The following is a 16,525-nucleotide window of genomic DNA, read 5'->3' as shown; positions in this document are numbered from 1 at the left end:
TCCAGCGTTCTGCGTTTTTTTAAGGAATTGCAGTGAGTAAGAAAATCACGTCTATCCGTGGGATGAACGATATCCTGCCGGAACAGACCGGCCTGTGGCAGTGGCTGGAAGCAAAAGTGGGTACGGTGCTGGCCAGCTATGGTTACCAGGAAATCCGCATGCCGATTGTGGAGCAGACCGACCTGTTCAAGCGCAGTATCGGTGAAGTTACGGATATCGTCGAAAAGGAAATGTACACCTTCGACGACCGCAACGGTGATAGCTTAACCCTGCGTCCAGAAGGTACCGCCAGTTGCGTACGCGCTTGTGAACAGCATGGTCTGTTGTACAACCAGACCCAGCGCTTGTGGTACGCCGGGCCCATGTTTCGCCACGAACGCCCTCAGGCGGGCCGCTATCGCCAATTCCACCAGATCGGTGTAGAAACCTTTGGTATGACAGGGCCAGATATTGATGCGGAAGTCATCCTGCTTACCGCACGCCTGTGGAAAGCTTTGGGGCTGGAAGACAAGGTGGTCTTGGAACTGAATTCCTTGGGCGACAGTGCTGACCGGGCTCGTTATCGTGATGCTCTTGTGGATTATCTGAAGGCCCATTTTGACGACTTGGATGGGGACTCGCAGAAGCGCTTGGAGCGTAGCCCGCTGCGTGTCTTGGATAGTAAAGACACGGGCACTCGCGAGGTGCTCAAAGGCGCGCCGCAGCTGGCGGATTATTTGAATGATGAGGCGGTGGCCCATTTTGAAGGGCTGAAAGCCTTGCTAGATGCCAGTGGCATTGCTTATAAGGTGAACCCGTATTTGGTACGCGGGCTCGATTATTATGGCAAAACTGTTTTCGAATGGGTGACCGATGCGTTAGGCGCACAGGGCACAGTATGCGCCGGTGGTCGCTACGATGGCCTAGTGGAGCAGCTGGGTGGCAAACCGACCCCAGCAGTGGGTTTCGCCATGGGGATCGAGCGGTTGATTTTGCTTATCGAGCAGGAAAGACCGGAACTGTCAGCGCCGGTGGACGTCTATGTGATGGCTATGGGGGATGTGCTGGCTCCGACCATGGCGTTGTCCGAACATCTTCGTGATGCTTTGCCCGGTCGTGCAATTCAGTTGCACTGTGGTGGCGGCAGCTTCAAAAGCCAGATGAAAAAAGCCGATCGCAGTGGTGCTGCGGTGGGCTTGATTATGGGTGAAGATGAATTGGCCAGTGGCGTGGTGACGGTGAAGCCACTGCGCGGTCAGGGCGAACAGGTGCAGGTTGCTCAGGGCGATGTGGCCAATGCGGTGACATCGTTTCTTGAATAATAGAGTGTTCTGAACGAGACAACAGACGAGTTTAAAGTTTAAAGTTGAAACGAGATCAAGATATTGCCATCCGGAAAGGATTTCTCCGCACTCTTGAGCTTTAAACTTTCAACTCGACAAACAACGACCCGAACCAACCTCGGGATATAAATACGAAAGGAGAGCAGGGTGGCAGATTACATGCGCGATGAAGAAGAACAGGCAGAGCTGCTAAAAGAGTGGTGGCAAAAGAACGGTACGGCCACGATTATTACCGTGGTGTTAGCTGTAGCCGCTCTGATTGGTTGGCGTGAATGGCAAGACCACCAAGGCGAACAGTCCGCCGAAGCCTCCAAACACTATCAGGTGATGGTCGAAGCGCTGACTGCACAGGAAGTGGATGAAGCGACAGTGAACCAGAAGGCAGAAGCGTTGAAAGAAAATTTCCCCGGCAGTGCCTACGCCAACTACGCCAATTTGGCGCAGGCTCGTTTGGCGGTGCAAGCGGGTGATTATGAAAGCGCTGCATCTCTACTGCAGAGCGTGGTTGATGATGGCGCTACAGATGCGCTGATTTACACCGCCCGCCTACGCTTGGTACGTGTGTTGTTGCAGCAAGAAGCCTATGACAAGGCCGCCGCCGAGCTGGATAATAGTTTCCCGAGCGCCTTCAATGGCATGGCTCTGGAGCTGCGTGGTGACTTGGCGAAGGCCCGTGGCGATCATCAAGCTGCCACGGATGCCTATACCCAGGCGCTGGAAACCCTGCAGGATAACGGTGAAAAAGACCGTGTGCAGATGAAACTGGACGACCTGAAGAGCTAAATGAAATATTTCCTTCTCCCCCTCGCACTGACCGGCCTGTTGTTGACCGGTTGTAGCTCCAACCCGAATGCCATTGAGCCCAATGACTTGCCGGATTTTGATGCCAGCTACAAGGTAAAACGGCTCTGGAAGGAGGGCGTGGGTGACGGGGTGGAAGAAAGCCAGTTAACCCTGCGCCCGGCGGTGACCCAGCAACAGGTGTTTGCCGGTGATGTGTTCGGTGAGGTGTATGCCGTTAGCCGCGATAAGGGCAAGCGCCAGTGGCGGGTTAAAACCGGCGATCGCATTGGTGGTGGCTTCTACGCCGGTTACGGCATGGTGCTTTACGGTACACGCGAGGGTATGGCTGTAGCTCTGTCCATGGATAATGGTGAGGAACTGTGGCGAACCCGACTTTCTGGTGAAGCGCTGGCAATTCCTGCCAGCAACGGCGCTATTGCTGTGTTTCAGACTCAAGACGGCCATGTGACGGCGCTGGATGCTAGCACGGGTGAGAAAATGTGGGATTACGAAACCGTGGTGCCCACTCTGACCCTGCGTGGGCTGGCCCAACCCGCCATTGTCGATGGCCGTGTGTATGCCGGTTTCGCCAATGCCAAGCTAGCGGCTCTGGACGCTGAAACCGGTGTGCCCGTTTGGGAGCAACGCATTGCTGAACCTACCGGGCGTTCTGAACTCGACCGTCTTACTGATGTGGACGGGAATTTGATCGTGGAAGGCGGCGGCGTTTTCGCGGTGGCGTTTCAAGGCAAGGTAGGTGTGGCGGACCAGGTTAATGGCCGGCAATACTGGGCTAAGGAAATGTCCAGCGCTCAGGTGATCAGTGCAAGCGGTGGCCGTTTGTTTGTGGCCGATGACAATGGTGTGGTGTGGTCTGTGGACCAGCGCACCGGCAGTATCATTTGGAAGCAAGACAAACTTTATGGGCGCCGGCTCACTGGCACAGCGGTTCAGGGAGAGCTGGTCGCAGTGGGTGATTTTGAAGGTTATCTGCACTGGATGAATACAGATGACGGCACCCTGCTAGCACGCAAGCGGCATGACCGTGATGGCTTTGCTGGCACCCCGGTTAGCTTTGACGATACCCTTTATGTGCTGAGTTATGACGGTAAGCTTGCGGCTTATGGATTGCGTCAAAAGTAACCCGTGCATTTAGTTTACCTTTGAAAAATCTGCGTGCTGCGCAGATTTTTTCGTTTGGCGCCGCCTTTGGCGTTACCATAGCGCCGTTGAAACCTCGTTGAGATGACTATGAAGCCGGTAATCGCCTTGGTTGGGCGGCCCAATGTGGGCAAATCCACACTTTTTAACCGACTGACCCGCACTCGTGATGCCTTGGTGGCTGACTTTCCGGGGCTGACCCGTGACCGTAAGTACGGGGATGGCCAGCTGGGCGGGTATTTGTACACCGTAGTGGATACCGGCGGTATCGGCGAGAACGATGACGGCATTGACGTACCGATGACCAGTCAATCCTTGCAGGCGGTAGGTGAGGCGGATGTGGTGCTGTTCATGGTGGATGGCCGTGCCGGCCTGACCGCCGCCGATGAGCAGATCGCCAGTGAGTTGCGCAAGCTGCCCAAGCCCACCTATCTCATCGTCAACAAGACCGATGGCGTGGACGCGGATTCGGCCATGTCTGAGTTCTTTGCGCTGGGGCTCACCGAAGTGTTACCTATCGCCGCGGCCCATGGCCGTGGTGTGACCAGCATGATTGAACATATCCTCGAAGGGTTCACGGATCTGGAGCTGCTTCCGGAAGGCGAGCATCGCACCTCTAAGAAACCCGGTGAAGACAGCATTCGCGTGGCGGTATTGGGGCGCCCTAACGTGGGCAAATCTACCCTAATCAACCGTATGCTTGGTGAAGAACGGGTGGTGGTGTTTGACCACGCTGGGACCACTCGTGACTCCATTGAGGTGCCGTTTGAGCGCATGGGCCGCGCTTATACCTTGATCGACACTGCCGGAGTGCGGCGGCGCGGTAAAGTGTTCGAAATGGTTGAAAAGTTTTCTGTGATAAAAGCGTTACAGGCCATGGAAGCTGCCCAAGTGGTGGTGGTGGTGATCGATGCCCGCGAAGGTATTACCGATCAGGATCTGCACCTTCTGGGCTATGCCCTAGATAGCGGCCGCGCTTTGATGATTGCTGTGAACAAATGGGATGGTCTGGAGGCAGATCATAAAGAACGGGTTCGAGTGAATCTTGGGCGACGTTTGGAGTTTGCTCCCTGGGTAAAGATAAAATTTATTTCTGCTCTGCATGGTACTGGGGTTGGGGACCTTTGGGGCATGGTAGAGCAAGCTTGGGATAGCGCCTTTATCAAGATTGGCACCAACGAGCTGACTCGGATGATGGAAGAGATCACCAACGGCCACCCGCCACCGCGCAATGGACGCTTTCGTGCCAAATTGCGTTATGCTCACTTGGGCGGCAATAACCCACCGACGTTGGTGTTGCACGGTAACCGCACGGAAGCCTTGCCGACCAGCTATAAGAAATTTCTGGAAAATCGTTTCCGCGAGCTGCTGAAACTGGAAGGTACGCCTATCCGGCTGGAATTTAAATCTGGCACGAATCCTTATGAAGGGCGCAAGAATGTACTGACAGACCGGCAAGTGCACAAGCGCAAGCGGATGATCAAGCGGATGAAGAAATAACCCTTCTGGGCAATGCCGGGGGCGGTAACGCATATCACGGGGGATGGGTTATCAAACGTTGGGGATACGTTGGAATAGCCGGGGGGCTAAGCCTGCTCTGTGCATCGGTGCAGGGTATGGAGCCAATAATGGAACCCGCCCAGCAGCCGGCCATGGTGCTGACACCTGCCCGTGTCAGCCAGCCTCAGTCTGAGGCCCCCGCCAGCGTTACCGTTATCGATCGCACCTTAATTGAAGCCAGTGGCGCTCGCGAACTCTACGAGGTTCTTAAGCTGGTGCCGGGCATGGCCGCCGTGAAAGTGGATGGCAATGTTCCCTCTGTGGCTTACCACCCAACCCTGGCGCGGGATCAGCGCCGCATGCTGGTTCTATTGGATGGCCGTAGCCAGTACCAACCGGGCCTGTCCCGGGTCAGCTGGAACGATATGCCGGTGGATATACGGGATGTGGAACGCATAGAAGTGACCCGTGGCCCGGCAGCAGCAGCATACGGTGCCAACGCCTTCACCGCGGTCATTAATATCATTACCCGAGATCCGCGCGATATCAGCAGCAGCGGTGTGACAATGCTGGGCGGAAACAATGGCATTCGTGATGCCCATTTGGTCGGAGTTCATCAGCTGAGCAATGGTGCCGTGCGGGCCTCGGTGTCCCGTCGGGCGGATAACGGCTACGATGAACCTTTCGAAGGAAAAACCCTGCCGGATGACAAGCACATCGAAACACTCAACACTGAATGGGTGTGGGAAGCGGATGAGCGTAACACGCTTACGGTGCAGGCAGGGGGAAGTCAGAGCCGCTTGGAGCGCCAGCAGGAAGCGGGACTGACGGATATGGGTGAATACCAAGAAGACCCGATACAGAAAGGCGAACGGGCCTTTTTATCGCTGCAATGGCAGCACAACTTTAGCCGTACTCATCAGCTGCAGATCCTCACATACGGCCAATACAATCAAGAAGTAACCGGTTTTGAGTTGTGTTATCTGGACCCGGTGACCGGCAAGCCAGGCCCTGGTGGCGGTCTGTTTTTTAGCAAGGAATTACGGGATTTGTATTTGCAAAATGGCGGTGACATAGAGGCGACTTTCGCTGCCTTCCCGTCCGACCTTGATGTCATGAATCGTTATTTGAGCCTTCAAAGTGCGGGCTCGCCTTTTTGTGCCAGTAGTGAGCTGGATATTCAAGAGGTTCGCTATGATTTGGAAATACAAGACACCTTACACTTGGCTCGCTGGGCTAGATTAGTCAGTGGTGCGGAAGTCCGCCATGACCGGGTTCAGTCCGATAGTTACCTGGGCGGCACAGAGGATAATGTCAGCTATCGTCTGTTTGGCAATTTGGCACTGGATGTTCTGGATCCGGTAACGGTAAATTTAGGTGGCTATTGGGAGCGAGACCAGATTAGCGACGATCACTTCAGTCCTCGTGCTGGCGTAAACTGGCGAGTGTTCCCCGGTCATCACCTGCGTTATGTTTATTCTGAGGCTCTACGCACCCCGGATATTTATGAAGAACGCGCCAATATCAATTTCCAAGCGCAAGCTCTGTCATCTCCCTTTGGCGAAAACGCCCAGACACTACTGGGCTGGTCGCCAGCCTATTTTTTTGTGACTCAACAAAGTCCTGCGACCTTTAAACCAGAGAAAATGCGCTCCTGGGAGGTAGGCTATTACGGTCAGTTTTCCGCGGTTGAGCTGGATGTTCGTTATTTTCAAGAAACCCTGACTAACCTGCTCAGCACAGCATTGAATTCCTTTGATTTTGAACCCAACAACGACGGTAGGGTGAATCACCAGGGCACCGAAGCCCAGCTCACCTGGCGCCCGGCAGCGTCGCATTTGTTCCGCGTAACCGGTGCTCATATCCACACCCGGAGCAATGTGAAGACTGAGTACCGTCTGGCTGCACGGAATTCCGGTAGTGCTCTTTGGTCATGGCAGTTCAGCCAGCATTGGGCATTTTCTTCGGCCTACTACCTATCTAATGATTACAACGATAATCGTTTTGAACGTGTGGATATGCAGCTCCGTTTTCGACATCGTGCGGGCCCTACGGAGCTGGAATGGCAGGCTGTCGTGCAGCATGGGCTGAACAAGCAGCCGGTAGTCTTTCCAGAGAACCGTTATCAGCAAGACAGGATGTGGTTTGGTGTGACGGTGAGGATGTAATCGGATGCGGAGCTGGCAGGGACCTATTCTCGGTTTCCTTTTGCTGTTGGTATCGGCAGTCCCTGCGTTGTCTGCGCCGCCAGTAACGGTGCGTGTGCTTGCTGAACCCTCCCCTTTTAGTGATGTATTTGTGTCGTCTCTGACACAAGAGCTACCGAACAACCTGCGTATGGTTGATGAGCCTGAGGCTGCCGATGTGTTGGTGGCGCTCGGTGATGCGGCTTTTAGCGATGCTCTGGTCCATGGTAAACCGTTGCTGGGCATTTATGTCAGCCGTGCGTTGAGTGAAGACGCCGAACGGCAAGGCTGTCAGTGTGCGGCTGTTTGGGCGGGAGTGAGCCTGCTTGACCAATTGCGCATGGTGCACACCATGATGCCCCTAGCCCGTCGGGTCGGCGTGGTAATGGGCACAAACAGCGTTTGGCCTATAGAGGTGGTGCGCCGCCACCGTGGCGCGATCAAGCTGGAGCCGTTGCCGGTAAACAATGCCCGGGGTTTGGGCAATACACTGCGTGAAAATCTTAATCATCTCGATGCAATTGTGTTGCCCGTGGATGATGCCTTGTTGGGGCCTGATGCGGCCAAGCTGGTGTTACTGACCAGTTACCGCCAGCGTCGCCCGGTGTTTGGCCCAGACCTAACGTTTGTGAATGCGGGTAGCGTTGCTTCATATTTTGCCAGCGGCAGCGACCTGGTCAGCGAAGGGGCTCAGCGGCTGCATTACTTTGCTAATAACAGGCAATGGCAGGCATCGTCGTTCGTGGTTCGCCCATCGGTGGTGGTTAACGAGCATGTGGCCAGAGGGTTTGATATGCGTTACCGCACCAGCGGTACGCTCCAAGATGCCTTACAAGACGCGAGGGCGTTGCCTTGACTGGTTCTGACTCACCGCGCAAGGGCCCGGGCATTCGCAAACAGCTGCAAATCTTGGGGCTAGCACCTGCGCTGTTTATGCTCGGCCTTTTGTTGATGGCGTTGACTTGGCAGCGTTTTGAAGATGCAGACCGGGATCTGCACGAGTTAGGCAGTTTCCTCGCTCAGCAGATTGCCTCGGCGTCAGAGTATGGTGTGTTGGCGGGCAATTACACGGATTTGCGTCGTCAGGCACAGATGGCCATGCAGCGGGCTGATCTGCAATACGTGGTGTTCCGGGATAGCGATGGGCTGGTGTTACTCTACGAGGGGCGCGATGCACTGGAGGAAAACGCGGATATTATCGAATTCCACTCCGGTATTTATCGTCAGCCGGTGGTGCCCGAAGGCATGCTCGACCATACCGAAGGGCGGAACATAAAGCCGGATCGTATTGGTGAAGTGGTGTTGGGGATGTCCAGCGCCCGGTTGCTGGCCCGGCAGAAAGAAATTTTGAAGGCTAGCCTGATTCCGGCCTTCTTTGCGATAATTTTGGGGCTCTGGATCGCACACTATCTGACCCGGCAGATTGCGGCCCCGCTTGGCGACCTGTCTGGTCTGCTTCGGACTCTACGTTACGGGGAATACACGGTACGCGGCCGTCGTCGTTTGCAAGGCGAGTTGGGTGAGCTGCAGGACAATATCAATGAATTGGCCGGCGCTCTGGAAGGCGCCCGCCGCAAGCAGCAAGCGGCCATGACTGAATTGCAGGATGCTCATCGTCATGCTCAGACGGCAAGCCAGGCAAAAAGTGACTTTCTAGCGATGATGAGCCATGAGCTACGTACGCCTATGAACGGCGTTCTGGGTATGCTGCAACTGCTGGAAGAAACCGCTCAGAATGATGAGCAGCACGAATATACGCAGGCGGCCTTGGAGTCCACCGGACATTTACTCGATGTAATCAACGATATCCTTGATTTTTCTCGCATCGAAGCCGGCCGCATGGATCTCGACCCCTCCTTTTTCGAGATACTGCCTTTGCTGAAAAATTGCGTGGCGACGTTCCGCTATGTGGCAGAAAGCAAAGGCCTGTATTTGCAACTAGAAGGCGCAGAGGCGCTGGCTGGACAAGTGGCGCGCAGCGACCCAACCCGGTTGCGACAGGTGCTTAGCAACTTGATTTCCAATGCGGTGAAATTTACTCAAGAGGGGGGGGTTACTGTGTCCGTATCGGTATCACCGGTACATGGCGACTGGCTAGATCTGAGTATTGCCGTGGCCGATACCGGCATCGGTATTCCTCGAGAAAAACGCGCAGGCCTATTCAAGGCGTTCTCGCAGATTGATTCGTCCACCTCGCGCCGTTTTGGTGGTACCGGGTTGGGGCTGGCCATCGCTCGCAAGCTTAGTGAAATGCTTGGCGGCACTCTGACCGTGGACGGCCGTGAAGAGGGCGGCAGTATCTTCACGTTATCGCTGCGTCTATTGTGCCGAGAACAGCGAGAGCCCAGTGACGGTGATATTGCGAGTCGGCAGATTGAACAGGATCAGCCCATTCTGCATGGGGTAGTTTTGTTAGTAGAAGATAATCCGATCAATGCCATGGTAGCCCGGCGTATCCTTGAGCGGATGGGCGTTTGCGTGGTGACAGCCGGAAACGGTCACGAGGCGCTGGAAAAGGCGCGCCAGCGCGACTTTGACTGCATTCTCATGGATGTGCAGATGCCAATAATGGATGGGCTGGCCGCTACCCGATTGTTGCGGCAATGGGAGCGGGAACAGGGGAGGGCGCCGATGCCGGTAGTGGCGCTTACCGCCAATGCCATGAATGAAGAACGTGAACGTTGCCTAGCGGCGGGGATGAACTCCCATCTCGCCAAACCCTTCCGTCGCCAGCAATTGGCGCGAGTGCTCAGTCCGTATCTGACGCCTGGACGTGTTCTACCCGGGCGATAATTTCGCCGTCGGCCAGCCGGGTAGTCAGGGTGTCGCCGGCTTGCAGCTGTTCCACAGAGCGCACCGCCTGGTTCCCCTTAAAAGTAATACTGTATCCTCGTGCTAGGGTTTCCAGCGGGCTGGCGGTATGCAGGCGCTTACTCAACCCGGCTAGCTGCAGTTGTTGCTGCTGAAGTTGGCGCAGGATTGGCTGAGGGAGTCGCTTGCTCAGGGTTGCTAGCCGTTGCTGGCGCTCCACCAGCAATCGTTGCGGGGACAGCCGCGCCAGCCGTTGCTGGCTGGGTTGCAGGCGGCCCTGCAGCAGGGTGAGGCGATGTTGCATTTGCCGCTGCAAGCGGTTTTGTAGCTCATCCAGTCGCTGGCTGCTCTGTTCAAGGTGCTGGCGGGGGGAGCGCAACCGTTGGCTGAGATGGCGCAGGCGCTCTTGCACAGTACGTAGCTCTTGCGCCATGACCCAGCGAAGTCGCCGGTGTAGCCCCGCAAGTCGTTGACGGACAATGGAGAGATCCGGGCTCACCAGCTCGGCGGCGGCGGAGGGGGTAGGCGCGCGCAGGTCGGCGGCAAAGTCGGTCAAGCCGGTGTCCACTTCATGGCCCACCGCTGAAACAATGGGAATGGGGCAGTTCGCCACGGCTCGCGCCAACCCTTCGTCATTGAATGCCCACAAGTCCTCCAGAGAACCGCCGCCACGGCCCAGGATCAGCACATCACATTCATTACGTGCCACGGCCAATGCCAGCGCTTGGCGCAATTGCGCCGGAGCCTCGGCTCCTTGAACGGCAGCGGGGTAGATCACCACGGGTATGGAAGGGCATCGGCGCTGCAGTACTTGCAAAATATCGCGAATAGCGGCGCCGCTGGGTGAGGTGATGACCCCAATCTGGTTGGGCCAGGCGGGCAGCGTTCGTTTGTGCTCCTGGGCGAACAGGCCTTCACTTTGTAGCTGGGCTTTCAAGGCGTCGAACTGGGCTTTTAATGCGCCCTGGCCAGCGGGCTCCATGTGTTCGACCACAATCTGGAAATTGCCGCGGGGAACGTAAAGGGTGATCTTGGCGCGCACCAGCACCTGTTGCCCGTTTTGGGGGGCAAAATCCAGTAGCCTGTTACGATTACGAAACATGGCTCCATTAATCTGGGCACGGGTGTCTTTCAGGCTGAAATACCAGTGGCCGGAGGCCGGGCGAGAGAAGTTGGACAGCTCTCCCTGGAGCCAAATCAGGGGAAAAGAACTTTCCAGCAGGCCCTGGGCATCCAGGTTTAACTGGCTGATAGACAGCGGTTCGGCGCGGGATGAAATGGTCATCGCGGGAGGGTAGCCCGTTTTTTTGTACCCTGCCAGCGGTGATTGTGTGGTTAGCCGGTAATGTCGTATAATCGCCCGCCTAATTTAACGGGGTGCCTGTCTAAATTTTAGGTGCTACCGCTCCGCCCGGTGGAATCCGCCAGGCTCCCCCCTCACTTCCTACGGTGCAATATGCTCAGAATTGCCCAAGAAGCACTGACGTTTGATGACGTTTTGCTTGTGCCCGCCCATTCCAATGTGCTGCCCAAAGATGTGTCCCTGAAGTCCAAGTTGACTCGGGGTATTGCTTTGAACATTCCGCTGGTATCCGCAGCCATGGATACGGTTACCGAGCACCGCCTAGCCATTACTATGGCGCAGGAAGGGGGTGTTGGTATCCTCCATAAAAGCATGGATATCGAGGATCAGGCGCGCAACGTGCGGATGGTTAAAAAGTATGAATCCGGGGTAGTGAAAGACCCGATTACCGTCACCCCAGATACCACGGTTGCCGAGCTGATTCGTATTACCGAAGCGAATAATATCTCCGGTGTGCCGGTGGTTGAGAAAAAAGGGAATGGCGATAAGGTTGTGGGTATTGTGACCAGTCGTGATACCCGTTTCATTACCAACTATGACCAATGTGTTAAAGACATCATGACCGGCAAGGATCGGTTGGTGACTGTGCTGGAAGGCGCTGGCGCCGATGAAGTCCAGGCCCTGCTACACAAACACCGCATTGAGAAAATCATTGTGGTGAATGAAGCGGGTGATTTGCGTGGCATGATCACCGTCAAAGACATTGAGAAAGCCGCTAAATATCCTAATGCCTGTAAAGACTCCCAAGGTCGCTTGCGTGTTGGGGCCGCGGTGGGTACCGGTGCGGGCACTGACGAACGTGTTGCTGCGTTGGTTGAAGCCGGTGTGGATGTGATCGTTGTCGATACCGCTCACGGACATTCCCAAGGTGTGATTGATCGGGTGTCTTGGGTGAAGAAACACTTCCCCGATGTACAAGTCATTGGCGGTAACATTGCTACCGCTGCGGCAGCAAAAGATCTGGTTGCTGCTGGCGCAGATGCAGTGAAAGTCGGTATCGGCCCTGGTTCCATCTGTACTACCCGTATTGTGGCCGGTATTGGTGTGCCGCAGATTACCGCTATTTCTGACGTGGCGGCAGCATTGGAAGGTACGGGTGTGCCCTTGATTGCTGACGGTGGTATCCGTTTTTCCGGAGATATTTCCAAAGCGGTGGCGGCAGGCGCCAGCGCCATCATGATCGGCTCCTTGTTGGCGGGCACAGAAGAAGCGCCGGGCGACGTTGAGCTGTTCCAGGGTGGCTATTACAAAGCCTACCGTGGCATGGGGTCTTTGGGGGCCATGTCTGGTTCTACGGGCTCCTCAGACCGTTATTTCCAGGATGCTGCTGCAGGCATTGAAAAGCTGGTTCCGGAAGGTATCGAAGGCCGGGTTCCCTACAAGGGCCCAATGAGTGCCATCGTTCATCAGTTGACGGGTGGCCTGCGTGCCTCCATGGGCTATACCGGTTGCGCCACCATCGAAGAGATGCGGACCAAGCCGGAATTCGTGAAGGTGACTAACGCCGGCATGAAAGAGTCCCACGTGCACGATGTGACAATTACCAAGGAAGCGCCTAATTACCCAGTAGGGTAATGCGAACGTAGACGTAGTGTCGCTGGCCAAGAGCGCTATGCTTGAAGCCAGAGACGGAATGCTGAAATCGGTCGAGCCGCGCTCGACCGATTTTTCTTTTTAAAGTGCTAGGCGGCAAATATTTGGCGCTTGGTCCGTTCTAACCAGGTTCGGCTCTAACCGCCGGCAACCACCGGGATAGACCCCAATGACAGACATTCATGCCCAGCGCATTCTCATTCTGGACTTCGGATCCCAATACACTCAACTGATTGCGCGTCGTGTGCGTGAAATCGGGGTATATTGCGAAATTCGTGCCTTTGACATGACGGCTGAAGAGCTGGCCGAATTCGCGCCCAAAGGCATCATCCTTTCCGGTGGCCCTGAATCTGTTACCGCAGCGCAAACGCCACGGGCGCCTCAAGCCGTATTCGAAGCGGGCATTCCGGTGCTGGGTATCTGTTACGGCATGCAGACAATGGCCGAGCAGTTGGGCGGTAAGGTCATCGCTGGCGAAAAACATGAATTCGGTTATGCCCGTGTGGAAAAAGCAGAGCCTAATGCGCTGCTTGATGGCATCGTTGACCATGAAGAGCAGGGCAAGGAATTCCTCGATGTATGGATGAGTCATGGCGATCGTGTTGGTGAAATGCCAGCGGGGTTTGTGGCCACCGCCACCACCGGCAGTTGTCCCATTGCTGGCATGGCCAATGACGAAAAGCGCTTCTATGGCATTCAGTTTCATCCGGAAGTGACCCATACCTTGCAAGGTGGTCGTCTGCTGGAACGCTTTATACGCGAGCTGTGTGAATGTGAGGCGCTTTGGACGCCGAGCAACATCATCAGCGATGCCATTGATACCATCCGTGAGCAGGTAGGCACCGACGAGGTGATCCTGGGGCTTTCCGGCGGGGTGGATTCTTCCGTAGTCGCAGCGTTGCTGCACAAGGCAATCGGCGATCAGCTCACTTGTGTGTTTGTCGATAACGGTCTGTTGCGTCACCAGGAAGGTGACCAAGTAATGGAAATGTTTGCCGATAACATGGGTGTTAAGGTGATCCGGGTGGACGCGGAAGACAACTTCCTCGGAAAACTGGCCGGTGAAGCGGACCCGGAGAAAAAACGCAAAATTATCGGTAATACCTTTATCGATATCTTCGACGATGAAGCGAGCAAATTGCAGAACGCTAACTGGCTCGCCCAAGGCACTATCTACCCGGACGTGATTGAGTCCGCCGCCAGTAAGACTGGCAAGGCCCATGTTATCAAGAGCCACCATAACGTGGGTGGCCTACCGGAAGATATGAAGCTCAAGCTGGTTGAGCCTTTGCGTGAATTGTTCAAGGATGAAGTGCGCAAAATTGGCTTAGAGCTGGGGCTGCCCTACGACATGGTTTACCGCCATCCTTTCCCTGGACCGGGGCTGGGCGTACGTATCCTGGGTGAAGTGAAGAAGGAATATGCTGACACCTTGCGTCTAGCGGATCATATCTTCATTGAAGAGCTGCGAGCGGCAGGCCTGTATCACAAAACCAGTCAGGCTTTTGCGGTGTTCCTGCCAGTGAAATCGGTCGGCGTGGTGGGTGATGCCCGTCGCTATGAATACGTGGTGGCCCTGCGTGCAGTGGAAACCATCGACTTCATGACCGCCCGCTGGGCGCACCTACCCTATGATTTCCTGGAACTGGTTTCCAGCCGGATCATCAATGAAATTCCAGGTATTAGTCGGGTGACCTACGATATTTCTTCCAAGCCACCTGCAACTATCGAGTGGGAGTGACGGGCACTGGCTGGCAATGTCTAGCAACGGCAGGCATTTCGGCTGAGGGTAAAAGAACTTTCCGCTAAGCGATAGACTGTATGTAAACACAGTATTGCAAGGACGCGGAACATGCCTCATGTGGCGGCCAGGACGGCCAGCCGGGATCGGGATACTGGTCGTTACCAGAGCCACCGACCCGAGCAAACCCTTCTCTATCAGATCGTTGACGAGTATTACCCGGCATTCGCTGCGCTTATGGCAGAGCAGGGAAAGGAATTGCCGGGCTATGTGCAACGGGAATTTGAAGAATTTCTCCAATGCGGGCGGCTGGAGCATGGCTTTCTACGGGTTCGCTGCGAGTCTTGCCACGCCGAGCACCTGGTCGCTTTCAGCTGTAAGCGTCGCGGTTTCTGCCCGAGCTGTGGGGCGCGGCGGATGGCCGAAAGTGCCGCCTTGCTGGTTGATGAAGTACTGCCTGAACAACCCATGCGTCAGTGGGTGTTGAGTTTCCCGTTTCAGCTGCGTTTCCTGTTTGCCAGCCGGCCCGAGATCATGGGGCGGGTGCTGGGCATCGTTTACCGCGTCATTGCCACGCACCTGGTCAAGAAAGCGGGCCATACCCACCAAGTGGCCAAGACGGGCGCGGTCACCCTGATCCAGCGTTTTGGATCGGCGCTCAATCTGAATGTTCACTTCCACATGCTGTTTCTCGACGGTGTGTATGTCGAGCAATCCCACGGCTCAGCGCGTTTCCGCTGGGTCAAGGCGCCGACCAGCCCAGAGCTCACCCAGCTGACGCACACCATCGCCCACCGGGTGGGTCGCTATCTGGAACGGCAAGGCCTGCTGGAACGGGATGTCGAAAACAGCTATCTGGCCTCGGATGCGGTGGATGACGACCCGATGACACCCCTGCTGGGGCACTCGATCACTTACCGTATCGCTGTCGGTTCACAGGCGGGGCGAAAGGTGTTCACTTTGCAAACTCTGCCGACCAGTGGTGATCCGTTCGGTGACGGGATTGGCAAGGTAGCCGGGTTCAGCCTGCACGCCGGCGTGGCGGCCAGGGCCGATGAACGCAAGAAGCTCGAACGGCTGTGCCGGTACATCAGCCGCCCGGCGGGCGTTCGACCTGATTCAGCCATGACGCATGCGTCGGTGTGAAATGAACATGGAATCGTGGACGCTGGGCAAACCAAGCACGTACCTTTGGATGCTTATGCGTCGCATAGTTGTCCATGATCAAGTGGATATCCAAGTCCTCTGGTACGTTCTTTTCAATATGGCGAAGAAAAGACAAGAACTCCTGGTGTCGGTGCCGGGCTTTGCATTGACCCAGCACCGTCCCGTTGGCGACGTCCAGCGCCGCAAAGAGTGTCGTGGTGCCATGGCGGAAATAGTCGTGTGTCACGCCTTCTACGTAGCCCAAGCCCATTGGTAGCACAGGCTGACTGCGTTCCAACGCTTGGACTTGGCTCTTCTCGTCGACGCACAAAACCAAGGCCTGCTCTGGCGGATTCAGGTATAGGCCAACAATGTCACGTACCTTCTCAACAAAGAACGGGTCGGTCGAGAGTTTGAAGGACTTGCTGCGGTGCGGCTGGATACCAAAAAGCTTGAAATAGCGCTGAACGGTGGACTTCGACAAGCCGTTGGCATCGGCAAAACTGCGCACGCTCCAATGGGTACCGTCCTGAGGTCTTGTTTCAAGGGCTTGCTGCATCAATCGGGCGACTTCGTCGTCGCCATAGGTCCTTGGCCGCCCAGCACCCGGCAAGTCGTACAGCCCATCTATCCCTTCATCGATGAAACGCTTGCACCACTTCCTAACGGTGGTCTCGGTCATCCCCAAACGTTCAGCTATCATCGTATTGGGCATGCCTTCTGCAGCATGAAGAACGATAGCCGCACGACGACTCAGGCCATGGGGCAAACTGCGCGAACGCAAAAACGCTTCAAGTTGTTCGCGCTGTGACTCGTTAAGTGTGACTTGGTGGAGCTTCGGTCGCCCAGTTCGCATGAGTACCCTCCGTAAAGATGATACCTTTATTGACCGCTAATACTTAGATTAGTTTATTGCGGG

Annotated in this window: 10 protein-coding genes and 2 pseudogenes; 10 read left to right on the top strand and 2 right to left on the bottom strand. The window is 55.7% G+C overall.

Annotated elements, in window-relative coordinates; translation table 11 throughout:
• The first annotated feature begins 32 nt into the window (after nt 1–32).
• The 7 genes from hisS (at nt 33) to Y017_RS13020 (ending at nt 9,745) form a co-directional block, all read left to right on the top strand.
• Nucleotides 33–1,301 carry a histidine--tRNA ligase gene (gene hisS, locus Y017_RS13050; RefSeq protein WP_081737628.1) on the top strand — a complete coding sequence of 423 codons (1,269 nt, stop codon included), beginning with the start codon at nt 33–35 and terminating at the stop codon, nt 1,299–1,301.
• A gap of 168 nt (nt 1,302–1,469) precedes the next feature.
• On the top strand, nt 1,470–2,105 hold the full coding sequence (locus Y017_RS13045) for a tetratricopeptide repeat protein (RefSeq protein ID WP_101235030.1): 636 nt from the start codon (nt 1,470–1,472) through the stop codon (nt 2,103–2,105).
• The gene (bamB, locus tag Y017_RS13040) at nt 2,106–3,248 is read left to right on the top strand and encodes an outer membrane protein assembly factor BamB (RefSeq protein ID WP_011589136.1); all 1,143 of its coding nucleotides are present in this window, start codon (nt 2,106–2,108) and stop codon (nt 3,246–3,248) included.
• A 108-nt stretch (nt 3,249–3,356) separates the two neighbouring features.
• Complete coding sequence (der, locus tag Y017_RS13035; protein ID WP_035461321.1) at nt 3,357–4,766, top strand: ribosome biogenesis GTPase Der; 1,410 nt, start codon at nt 3,357–3,359, stop codon at nt 4,764–4,766.
• Nucleotides 4,767–4,894: 128 nt separating this feature from the next.
• A complete protein-coding gene (locus tag Y017_RS13030; RefSeq protein WP_231483511.1) occupies nt 4,895–6,934 on the top strand; it encodes a TonB-dependent siderophore receptor in 2,040 nt (679 codons plus the stop codon).
• Nucleotides 6,935–6,938: 4 nt separating this feature from the next.
• Complete coding sequence (locus Y017_RS13025) at nt 6,939–7,808, top strand: hypothetical protein (RefSeq protein WP_035461318.1); 870 nt, start codon at nt 6,939–6,941, stop codon at nt 7,806–7,808.
• Nucleotides 7,805–9,745 carry an ATP-binding protein gene (locus tag Y017_RS13020; RefSeq protein ID WP_035461315.1) on the top strand — a complete coding sequence of 647 codons (1,941 nt, stop codon included), beginning with the start codon at nt 7,805–7,807 and terminating at the stop codon, nt 9,743–9,745. The genes Y017_RS13025 and Y017_RS13020 overlap by 4 nt, the downstream gene beginning before the upstream one ends.
• On the opposite strand, the gene xseA is transcribed toward Y017_RS13020, so the two are convergent.
• Nucleotides 9,702–11,048, bottom strand: a complete 1,347-nt coding sequence (gene xseA / locus Y017_RS13015) for an exodeoxyribonuclease VII large subunit (protein WP_035461313.1) — start codon at nt 11,046–11,048, stop codon at nt 9,702–9,704. The genes Y017_RS13020 and xseA overlap by 44 nt on opposite strands.
• A gap of 171 nt (nt 11,049–11,219) precedes the next feature.
• Between xseA and guaB the strand changes: the two genes are divergently transcribed.
• From guaB to Y017_RS13000, 3 genes and pseudogenes are all read left to right on the top strand, one after another.
• Complete coding sequence (guaB, locus tag Y017_RS13010) at nt 11,220–12,701, top strand: IMP dehydrogenase (RefSeq protein ID WP_011589130.1); 1,482 nt, start codon at nt 11,220–11,222, stop codon at nt 12,699–12,701.
• Nucleotides 12,702–12,888: 187 nt separating this feature from the next.
• Nucleotides 12,889–14,460, top strand: coding sequence for a glutamine-hydrolyzing GMP synthase (gene guaA / locus Y017_RS13005; RefSeq protein WP_011589129.1), 1,572 nt, complete (start codon nt 12,889–12,891; stop codon nt 14,458–14,460).
• A gap of 111 nt (nt 14,461–14,571) precedes the next feature.
• Nucleotides 14,572–15,564: pseudogene (locus tag Y017_RS13000) on the top strand (IS91-like element ISVsa3 family transposase); the annotation flags it as partial.
• A gap of 1 nt (nt 15,565) precedes the next feature.
• On the opposite strand, the pseudogene Y017_RS12995 reads toward Y017_RS13000, so the two are convergent.
• Nucleotides 15,566–16,462, bottom strand: a pseudogene (locus Y017_RS12995) (IS630 family transposase); the annotation flags it as partial.
• Nucleotides 16,463–16,525: the final 63 nt, after the last annotated feature.

This window comes from Alcanivorax sp. 97CO-5, from assembly GCF_000524665.1.
Lineage (GTDB): Bacteria > Pseudomonadota > Gammaproteobacteria > Pseudomonadales > Alcanivoracaceae > Alcanivorax > Alcanivorax borkumensis.
This window is presented reverse-complemented; position numbering and strand designations above follow the sequence as displayed.